This is a genomic window from Bradyrhizobium sp. Mp19 (assembly GCF_029952935.1).
In the GTDB taxonomy this organism is placed as follows: Bacteria; Pseudomonadota; Alphaproteobacteria; order Rhizobiales; family Xanthobacteraceae; genus Bradyrhizobium; species Bradyrhizobium elkanii.
This window is the reverse complement of sequence record NZ_JASAUT010000131.1, coordinates 1-6,020: the sequence shown is the minus strand read 5'-3', so window position 1 is coordinate 6,020 and position 6,020 is coordinate 1. Positions and strand designations below refer to the sequence as shown.

Here is a 6,020-nt window from a genome sequence, read left to right as displayed (position 1 = left end):
CAGGGTTGCAGCAGCAGCTGCTGCAACCCTGCAAGGAAGCGTGACCGATCTCTTGCCAAATCCGCGGCTAGAGACCCGGTCTCGCCGACGGGCAGGGGCGCAGGCGCGGAGTGCGCCTTGCACCCATGAAAGCAAAGGAAGAATGATCATGTCGGCCAAATCAGTAGAACAACTGAACGGAACAGAGGTTCTCATTCCGCTCAGCAAGCTCAAGAAGTCGCCCAGGAATGCCCGCAAGACGCCGCACAGTGATGCGGCGATCGAGGCGCTGGCGGCGAGTATCGCCGCCAAAGGCATGCTGCAGAATCTGGTCGTTGAACCCGAGGTCGATGGCGAGGGGGCGGCCACGGGGGTTTTTTATGTGACCGTCGGTGAGGGCAGGCGGCTGGCCCAGCTGCTGCGGGTCAAGCGCAAGGAGATCAAGAAAAACGAGCCGATCCGCTGCATCGTCGACACCGCGAACGATCCGCACGAAATCAGCCTGGACGAGAATGTCACCCGGGAGAAGATGCATCCGGCGGACGAGTTCGAGGCGTTCCGGAAGCTTGCGGACGAGCGCGGGCTCGGCGCGGAGGAGATCGCGGCCCGCTTCGGCGTGACGGCGCACGTGGTGCGCCAGCGCCTGCGCTTGGGCGCGGTGTCGCCCAAATTAGTGCAGCTCTATCGCGACGGCGGTCTCGTCCTTGAGCAACTGATGGCCTTTGCCATCACGGATGATCATGCCCGGCAGGAAGCCGTCCATGAGCGCCTGCCGTTCGATCCGGATGCCAGCACCATCCGCCGTCTGCTCACCGAAACCCATGTCGCCGCCACGGATCGCCGCGCGCGTTTTGTCGGGCTAGAGGCCTATGCGGAAGCGGGCGGCACTATCCTGCGCGACCTCTTCACCGAGGATCGCGGCGGCTATCTGGAAGACGTCTCGCTGCTCGATCTCTTGGTGACCGCAAGGCTCGGCCGCGAGGCGGATACGCTGCGGGCGGCCGAGGGATGGAAGTGGACGGAAGCCCATCTCGACTTTCCGCATGCCCACGGCATGCGCCGCGTCTACCCGCATCCGGTCGAGCTTTCGGCGGAAGATCAGGCCGCGCTTCAGGCGGTTCAGACCGAGTTCGACCGGCTGACCGAGCAGCACCAGACGGCCGAGGAACTGCCTGACGATGTAGACGCGCGGTTCGGCGAGCTGGAGACCGAAATTGAGGGGTTGGAGGCGAAACGGCAGGCCTACGATCCCGCCGACGTCGCGCGCGGCGGCGCGTTCGTGGTCCTCAATCACGATGGCACGGTGCGGATCGAGCGGGGTTTCATCCGCCCGGAGGACGAGAAGCCCGAGGCCGAAACCGGGCCTGACAGCGACGCCGACGCGCGAGATGAAGAGGACCGGGACGGCGAGGAGGGGGCGCTGGATGGCGAGGACGACGAGGCCACGAGCGACGAGGAGGATGACGACGAGCGGCTGTCCGACGCCCTGGTTCGCGACCTCACCGCGCACCGGACCTTGGGGTTGCGGCTCAATTTGAGTGAGCAGCCTGACGTTGCCATCGTGGCGGTCACGCACGCGCTCGCCGCCCAGATCTTCTATCTCGGGGCGGCCGCGCATGTCGTCGGCATCCAGCCGGTGAAGACTGATCTGGCTGCGCATGCGGACGGGATCGAGGACACGCCGGCAGGCAAGGCGTGGTCGGATCGCCATGCCAATTGGGCACGGCAGATGCCCAAGGACGTCGCCGGGCTGTGGGAATTCGTGGCCGAGCTCGACTACGACAGCCGCATGGCGCTGTTCGCGCATTGCGTCTCCCTGACGGTCAATGCGGTCAAATTGCCGTTCGACCGGAGGCCGCGGGCGCTGGCCGCAGCCCGCCGTCTGGCCGAGGCCGTCGCCCTCGACATGACCTCGTACTGGCGCCCGACGGTGCGCAGTTATCTCGGCCGTGTCACCAAGGCGGGCATCCTGGAGGCGGTCCGCGAAGGCCTCGGCGAGGAGGCGGCGGTGCGCCTGACGGACATGAAGAAGGCCGACATGGCGCAGGCTGCGGAGCAGCTGTTGGCGGCGACCGGCTGGCTGCCGTCGCTGCTGCGGATGGCTGCGCTGCACGCGCAAACCGATCTCCAAAGCGAGACGCAAGGTGGCGAGCCTCATGCGGTAGCTGCAGAGTGAAGCCAACGTCGGGGCCGCTTAGGCGGCCCCGGCGAGCCACAAAATTGCGGCCGCGCACCTGATAGTGCGCGGCCGATTCCATGTATGCAAAGCCGCGATTCCGCTACGCAAACGCCCACTCCGATCGAGGGCATGATTCGTTCGATCAACGCCGATTGCTGTAGCCAGGGTGGCCGTATTGCACCTCGTTCGATCTTGACCGGCGAGGCATAGGCCGGGGCCGGGAAGCATGGATCCTGGGCTTGACCGCGCGCATCCAGCGCGCATTGGGGCGGATAATTCTGACGGCGCGACGGTGTCCTGTGCGTACATATTGCCCAGTTTCCTTGCGTTGATCCGGGTTCGTCCTCTCCGTGATTGGTGCACGGACATCGGCTTATCTTCCACCGATCCGGCCTTGTTCGATGCTGTGACGTGGGCGGTCGTCATGAAAATCTCCGCCAGTTCGGTCATGGGCTCGCGTCCAACGCAGTCACGATTGGGCTGATCAAGCCCGGGGGCCGGCAAGGGCCTCGATCGCCTTCCCGCAACAGCTCACGCCTGCTTTTTTCCCCTGCCGCCAAGCCGCGGCATTCCTCGCGAAGGACAAAAAAGCCGGCTTTCGCCGTCCTCCGCTGGCGCTGCGGGCCATATGGCTGCGGGCCGATCGCTCCCCGGGCAAGGGATCGCCATCGAGGCTGCGATGGACGCGGCCCGAGCAAAACAGACGGAGATCATCATGGCGACCATCGGCACTTTCACCGCTTCCGACACCGGCTACACCGGTTCGATCAAGACGCTGACGCTCAACATCAAGGCCAAGCTCGTCGCAGCCGAGAAGGACAACGACAAGGCTCCCGACTACCGCATCTTTGCAGGTACGACCGAGTTCGGCGCCGCCTGGAAGAAGACCGTCCGTGACAGCGATCGCGAATATCTCTCGCTCAAGCTCGACGATCCGAGCTTCCCGGCCCCAATCTACGCCTCGCTGGTGAAGGTCGAAGGAGAGGAAGGATACAGCCTGATCTGGTCGCGCCGCAACGGTGACTGATCGGTCGGAACCATCGGCCCCGCCTCCTCGGAGGCGGGGCTTTTTTGCGTTTCTGCGCCGCTCTTGGAGGATGCGGAGGGGCATTTTGCGTTCGGAAACGGGCTTCGCCGCGGGCAAAAATGCAATCGATCCGACGGATTTTTGCGCGGTGTTTTGGGTTCAGCGGACAGGATTTCACGTTGGATCGAGCTCCGAATTTCGATCTCCGAGAGGCGAATTTCGCCGCATTCAGCAGCGTCGACGCTGCGTTTCTGTAGCGAAATTCTGCTGTCGATGAGCGTGGAGACCTGCACGGCGCACCGGAATTTTTCGCTGTCGGCGGCACTGCGTGGCCTCGATGCGAGAACCTTGTCACGGCAGAGAGAGGAAGCTTGAGCGGAGCGAGCGTGAAGAATAGGAGAGCGCAAGATAAAAGCACTGGCGCCGATAGGCGGCTAAGTGGTTGTCTGCACATCCAAGAGTTGGAGATACCGAAAGCCGCGATGTCACCAATCGGGATCTAAGGCGTTGTTGGCGTTTGCCGATCGTATCAGCAAGCTGGCGATGGTTCTTTGACTTGAATTATTCGGGGCGTCTCAGACAGGAGCCGCGTCACGAGTGGCGTCGACGAGGACGAATTCGAAGTGAAGGGCGGGGTAGATCGACAACCGCAGCCAGCGATGCAGTTGGATATATTCGGCACGTTGGAAGGCGACAGAGCGGGCCGGCACTAGGACTCATCGCGCGTCGAACTTCTCCGGCGGTCGGGTTGGCAGCCGATGCGCACCAAGTGCGGCGTTCGCCGAGCCGTGGATGACCAGGGGTGATCGAGGTGCGCCTCGGGCGCATCAAGGCGGGGGCGCCGGTGCCATCCGCGCGCATCTGCGCTACGTCGAGTACCAAGGCGTCGCGCGCGAGGGCAAGCCAGGCGAACTCTACCCCGCCGCGCGAGATCCGAACGCCTGCGACTGCCAGCAACTCCCGTTCATCGTTGCGCTTGTGGGCAGCGCGGAGATCACCGACCTGAGGCCCTTATCCGCGACCTGATGCTGTAAATGGGGGAGGGCCTCGGCACCAGGCTCGACTCGACTGGGGCGCGGCGGATCACTTCAACATCGGTCACCCGCACAGCCGTGTTGTGTTCCCCCGGCAGGGATGACGCGAGACATGATCTCGTGATTGCCATCGACTATATCGCCTAGAGTTCGCGGGCGCCGGGCGGCGGGCCGTCCATGGCGAGGCTGGACCGAAAATCAGGATCAAGGTCGCTCGCAGCGCAGACGATTACAGCCTGAGCAATTCATACTCCTCAATGAGCTATAGAGCGCAAAGCCGTGATGCGCGGTTCACGCACGCACATATCTGCCACTCCGGCGCAAACGGGTACCGGAGGACTTCCAAAACGGGATCGTCTTACGTCGAGATCGACGCCGTGAGCCCTTCCGCATGCATGGTCGCGAGCGTAGCCTTAACCCGCTGGATGGAAACCTCGAGCTCTTGCAGCAAGCTCTTCAGTTCGCGCGGGCTGGCCTCCTCCATGCGCAGGTTGTCGACGTGCAAGGTTTCTTCAATCAGTTGGACCACGGAGGTTCCTTCAGAACTGCGGCCAAGCGCGCCATGATCGTTTGCAATTTCAGCCTCGGCGACGACCTTTCCATCGGGCGTCACTCGAACCGAGGTCTTCAATCGAACGAACTTGGTGACCGTCGAAGCCGGGATTTCAACAATTGCGAACGGAGCACCTGTTCGCTTGCAACGGTATCCGAAACGGAACACATCGCCCGCGTACCCGAGGCATTGATGTCCTGGCAATTCAACGAAGGGTTCAAGATCAGCCAACACGCGTGGCTCTCCTTTTTGTTGAGTATACTCAATTGATGAGTTTACTCAACAAGAAGCATCTCGCCTTCGATGGACGAGATGAAGCAAATCGTTGCCCGGAATCTGCGGCGGATTCGCCACGAAAGGAAGTTGAGCCAAGAAGAGCTCTCGTTTCGGGCAAAAGTGGACCGGAGCTATATCAGTCAGCTTGAGACCGGCAGTTACAGCGCGTCAGTTACAATGTTGGGAAAACTCGCCAAAGCGCTGGGCATCGACGTCAGTGAATTGTTGAAGCGGTAGTGGTCATTCATTCGTGCGTCATCGTGTGCAGATATCGCATTTTTCTTATCCTCCTGAGAACGTTCAGAGTTTGTCAGGTGGTTTGGGCGCTCGGGGGCACTAAATTGCAGCAAAATGCATCACGGGGCAGGGTGTTGCGTGTCAATTGCGTGTCAGGTGTTCTGCCGCCGTTCGCACGTCAAAACGGCCCCAGTAGCCGGAGAGCAACTGGAGCCGTTTGGGTTGAGCGTCGCCTGACACTCATGGAAACAACGCTCCAGCTTCGTCAGGCGTTCCCTAGGACGGCAAATAAACCGTGGATGGCGCAGACACCCATCCCAGGCACCGCTCTCTCCACCGCCCAGTGTCTACAGCCCTACGTCATCTTGTAGCGCCCATCGGGCGGGCGGCGTGGGGTCTTAGGTCCGCGAAGCGGACGGGCGTTTGATAAATCGCTTAACCGGAAGTCGGCCAATCAAACTCCAACTTCTCGGCCCATGAACCGCGGATCAGGTCGTAGTGGCTGGCGCCTTTCTTGAACCGCAACGTCGGCTGACCGCGCACCGTGGTGTATTCTACCTTGTAGTAGATGCTGTTCAGCTCGTGAGTGAAGAACTGCCCGAGCCGGTCAGCGTTCTGACGGGTGTAGAAATAGGTGAGGTCTAACAGCCTGGCCTTGAATGCCGCGCGGCGAACAGGATGGAAGTGGAGCGTCGACCATGATGAGAGGGCTACGCCGGGCTCGTGACGCAGGGA

6 protein-coding genes are annotated in these 6,020 nt (G+C 62.0%); 4 read left to right on the top strand and 2 right to left on the bottom strand.

Translation table 11 applies throughout. From position 1 onward, the window contains the following. The first annotated feature begins 148 nt into the window (after positions 1–148). From QJT82_RS44895 to QJT82_RS44885, 3 genes are all read left to right on the top strand, one after another. Positions 149–2,155 carry a ParB/RepB/Spo0J family partition protein gene (locus QJT82_RS44895; RefSeq protein ID WP_051448139.1) on the top strand — a complete coding sequence of 669 codons (2,007 nt, stop codon included), beginning with the start codon at positions 149–151 and terminating at the stop codon, positions 2,153–2,155. 718 nt (positions 2,156–2,873) lie between these two features. Next, positions 2,874–3,185 carry a DUF736 domain-containing protein gene (locus QJT82_RS44890; RefSeq protein ID WP_028344282.1) on the top strand — a complete coding sequence of 104 codons (312 nt, stop codon included), beginning with the start codon at positions 2,874–2,876 and terminating at the stop codon, positions 3,183–3,185. A gap of 792 nt (positions 3,186–3,977) precedes the next feature. Then, positions 3,978–4,211, top strand: a complete 234-nt coding sequence (locus QJT82_RS44885; protein WP_028344281.1) for a hypothetical protein — start codon at positions 3,978–3,980, stop codon at positions 4,209–4,211. A 366-nt stretch (positions 4,212–4,577) separates the two neighbouring features. Here the strand turns inward: QJT82_RS44885 and QJT82_RS44880 are convergent, their stop codons facing one another. After that, complete coding sequence (locus QJT82_RS44880) at positions 4,578–5,006, bottom strand: hypothetical protein (RefSeq protein ID WP_155258781.1); 429 nt, start codon at positions 5,004–5,006, stop codon at positions 4,578–4,580. Between the two features lie 69 nt (positions 5,007–5,075). On the opposite strand from QJT82_RS44880, the gene QJT82_RS44875 reads away from it, so the two are divergent. After that, the gene (locus tag QJT82_RS44875) at positions 5,076–5,285 is read left to right on the top strand and encodes a helix-turn-helix transcriptional regulator (RefSeq protein ID WP_028344279.1); all 210 of its coding nucleotides are present in this window, start codon (positions 5,076–5,078) and stop codon (positions 5,283–5,285) included. A gap of 435 nt (positions 5,286–5,720) precedes the next feature. On the opposite strand, the gene QJT82_RS44870 is transcribed toward QJT82_RS44875, so the two are convergent. Further along, positions 5,721–6,020, bottom strand: a 300-nt coding sequence (locus QJT82_RS44870; RefSeq protein WP_281446717.1) for a hypothetical protein, incomplete at its 5' end; no start/stop codon positions are given.

What these genes read in the sequence shown, in the direction of transcription:
- QJT82_RS44895 (WP_051448139.1), top strand. Translation starts at nt 149, where the DNA reads ATGTCGGCCAAATCAGTAGAACAACTGAACGGAACAGAGGTTCTCATT.
- QJT82_RS44890 (WP_028344282.1), top strand. Translation starts at nt 2,874, where the DNA reads ATGGCGACCATCGGCACTTTCACCGCTTCCGACACCGGCTACACCGGT.
- QJT82_RS44885 (WP_028344281.1), top strand. Translation starts at nt 3,978, where the DNA reads ATGACCAGGGGTGATCGAGGTGCGCCTCGGGCGCATCAAGGCGGGGGC.
- QJT82_RS44875 (WP_028344279.1), top strand. Translation starts at nt 5,076, where the DNA reads ATGGACGAGATGAAGCAAATCGTTGCCCGGAATCTGCGGCGGATTCGC.